2 protein-coding genes and 1 pseudogene are annotated in these 3,596 nt (G+C 35.2%); 1 reads left to right on the top strand and 2 read right to left on the bottom strand.

Annotated elements, in window-relative coordinates:
- Positions 1-335 (bottom strand): transposase (locus EKM89_RS13595; protein ID WP_179193245.1); only part of this gene is annotated, 335 nt, incomplete at its 3' end.
- Positions 336-591: 256 nt separating this feature from the next.
- Between EKM89_RS13595 and EKM89_RS13590 the strand changes: the two genes are divergently transcribed.
- Positions 592-2,049, top strand: coding sequence for a flippase (locus EKM89_RS13590; protein WP_125689312.1), 1,458 nt, complete (start codon positions 592-594; stop codon positions 2,047-2,049).
- 337 nt (positions 2,050-2,386) lie between these two features.
- Here EKM89_RS13590 and EKM89_RS13585 read toward each other — a convergent pair.
- A pseudogene (locus EKM89_RS13585) lies at positions 2,387-3,565 on the bottom strand (IS256 family transposase).
- Positions 3,566-3,596: the final 31 nt, after the last annotated feature.

Raw genomic sequence — 3,596 nt, 5'->3', positions numbered from 1 at the left:
ATTCCCTTGGTATACAACTGAATGACCGTTGTTTCTAAATTATCACTGTGCCGACCGTAGGCTGGCAAGGTATGATTTTCAAACCGGCCATTGCGATCTCGAGGAATGGTTAAGTTAAGTTGGCCGTACTTCGTATCAAACGAGCGCTCATAACTGCCGTTGCGGTTATTACCAGTGTTAATCCCAGCGTATGAGTAGCGTTCGTAACCCAAAAACTCTGCCAATTCGGTTTGAAGCAGCTGGTTAATCGCAATTTCGAGGTGGTGACGAAAAACTTCGTCCAAATCTTGCTTTTGGGCTAGTGCAGCGATAATTTCTGTGGTAAGTTCATTCATGGGGAATGCCTCCTGTGATGTTTTCTGTGATTACTAAATATCATAAGGGAAGGCATTCCCTATTTCTATACAATTCAGAAATCTTTTATGCATTTACACAAGATATTTTACGCTCTCAGGAAAAACAAGCAGGTTAAAATTATCTTCAATAATCATAATGGATGTAAGCTGATTTATTCATTATACCCTCTCTTAAAAGTTGTCTCAGGAATCAGCTTACATCCAATTTGATACTTTCAACCTTTAGGAGGTTATTTTGAAGAAAAAATCATTAGGGGTTAATGCGTTATTAAATGGTCTGAGAAGTGTTTTAAACTTAATCTTTCCATTGATTACTTTTCCCTATATTTCTAGAGTTTTATCTGTTAGTGGTGTTGGAAAATATAACTTTTCAAGCACGTATGTAGGATACTTTACTCTCATTGCAGGCTTAGGGATTAGTACATATGCGGTAAGAGAAGGCGCTAAATATAGAAATAATTATAAGAAAATTAGTGACTTTGCTAGCCAAATCTTTACGATTAATATTTATTCAACAGTTATATCATATGTATTATTATTCTTATCGCTTATTCTTTTTAGAAATTTAGCGATTTATGTTAATTGTATATTAATCTTTAGTATTCAGATTTTCTTTACAACCATGGGGACTGAATGGATATATATAATTTACGAAGACTATGCTTACATAACTATTAGAAGTGTTGTCTTCAAAATTATTTCAATAGTCTTATTATTCATCTTAGTTCGCAAACCGGGAGACTATTTATGGTATACATTAGTTACTGTCCTTTCATCGGTTGGATCAAACATTCTTAATTTTGTACACGCACGCTCTTTGTACTCAATAAAATTGGTAAAGAAAATTGACTGGAATCTTCATTTGAGTCCAATTTTTATTATTTTTGCTTCTACTGTAGCAGTTAACATTTACGTTTTTTCTGATGTAACTATTTTAGGACTCCTTAAAGATGATGAGGCTGTCGGAATATATAGCGTTGCAGTTAAAATTTATCAGATTGCTCAAGGATTATTGGCTGCTATCCTTACAGTTACGATTCCTAGGTTAGCGATGCTTTTTGGTAAGAGGATGTTTGAAGAGTACAAGCAGGTTTTGAGTAAGGTCTTAAATACACTCTCAGTTCTTGTTTTACCAACTGTAGTTGGTTTGATAATGTTAAGTCGTGAAGTAACACTTGTAATAGCTGGAAGTAAATACTTGGATTCAGTTATGGCTCTTCGAATTATAGCTTGGGCAATAATCTTTTCTATTTTTAGTTGGATTTTCTCTGATTGTGTGTTAATTCCATCAAAAAGAGAAAAATTAGTATTAAGGACAACATTGATTACGGCATGTTTCAATGTTGCGTTAAATTTTGTTTTAATTCCTATAATGTCATATGATGGTACGTCGTTAACAACAGTCTTATCAGAATTTTTGTCAATGTCATTGAACTTATATTGGAGTTTCGATATTGTCAAAGACATTATGGTTGGTAAAGATAACCAGAAAGTCATATTTACTTCTGTTATTGGATGCTTGTTTATTGTTATTTATTGCTCACTTGTTCAATATTGTGTCTCATCAATGTGGATTAACATTATAGTATCAGTGGTTGGTTCAGTGTTGGGTTACTTTGGAATATTATTCTTGTTAAAGAATCCAGTTGTGACTAGTTATGTAACTGATTTTATGAAAAGAAGAAATCACTAATGAGAGATTGTCGATGGTAGTCTTAAAATGTATAAAAATGGCAATCTTAAATTGTGGTACACATCCTGGGTCTTTTTCAAGTGACATTGGTGAGGATTAATTTCCATTTTTAAATAAGAGGTGGAGAATTTTTGGGGTTTAATTACATACATAGTATGCTAATTACAAGTAGTATGTACACAGAGATACGGTGTCTCGCACACTGGCCAAAAGTTATCCTGTTTCTTGACTGATTCTTTTATCTACTGTAATCCTATTAAATCACTAACCGCTGTGATAACGGGAGTGTCAAGAAGTTTGTGTAAATGAAAATCCCTTTTCCTGGCAAAATAAAGTATTAATCGAAAAGTGATTCTAACGTGTCTTTGACTTGACCAAATCCGCGATGGCTACGATTGAAGTACTTTTCGTTATAGCTTATGACTTGAACTCCAATGAAATTGTCTAAAGATTTTTCGTTTGGAAATTGTTCCTTTGATTTGGTCTTGCGTTTGATTCTTTTGTTCAGTGATTCTAAGATATTGGTTGAATAAATTGTTGGTCGAATGGCCGAGGGAAAACTCAGGAAAGCTAATAGTTCATTTTCAATGGATTTAAGTTGCTGGATCAGATTGGAATACGATTTCCCCCATGCACCATAAAAATCATTTAAGATCTTGTGTGCTGCAGTTACATCGGTCGCTGAATGCAACTCTTTAAAGTCATTTAAGATCGCCTCACGATCTTTTAAACGCACATGCGAACCAATATTGCGCATAACATGTACTAGGCATCTTTGAAATTTAGCTTTCGGGAAAGCGTGCAATAATGCTGGCTGCAGACCAACCATTCCATCTGCAATGATCAACTGGACTTGTTCTAATCCACGTTTTTTAAGATCTTCTGCCATTTCTGACTAAACTCCTGCATTTTCACTTGGAGCGATTCGATAATCAAGAACTTCTTTGATGCCGACAGATGTAATACCTAAAGCAATATAGACCGCTTCTCTTTGAACTGAATCGCGGCGCAAAGGTAAGTAAGTTGCATCTAAGAAAAGACAAACATACTTTGCCTTAATAGTTCGTTGATGAAAAGCTTCAATCTGTTTTGTTACCTGAGCAGTGATATTAGAAACAGTAGTAGGTGAATAATAAGAGCCATACATTTTTTCAATCAAATCTGCAATTTCACGGGTTGTAACGCCCTTGGAATAAAGCTGAATGATTGTTGTTTCTAAAGCGTCCTGACGACGAGAATAGGCTGGAAGCAGGTGGTTATGAAAATGGCCTTTACGGTCACGCGGCACAGCAATTTTCAACTTACCATATTCAGAGTCAATTAAACGATAATACTGGCCATTACGAGAATTGCCAGTATTAAAGCCACTGCGGTCATAAGGATCATAACCAAGTAAGGCAGTTAGTTCAGCTTGCAAGATGTGATTAATAGCCGTTTCGAGTTGTTGACGAAAAAGTTCTTTAACATCGCCATTTGACAATAGAGTTTTGGTTAGATTTTTGGTAAACTGATCCATGGGGAATCCCTCCGTTTTGGTTTGATTTGGA

This window comes from Levilactobacillus fujinensis, from assembly GCF_003946335.1.
Taxonomy (GTDB): domain Bacteria; phylum Bacillota; class Bacilli; order Lactobacillales; family Lactobacillaceae; genus Levilactobacillus; species Levilactobacillus fujinensis.
This window is presented reverse-complemented; position numbering and strand designations above follow the sequence as displayed.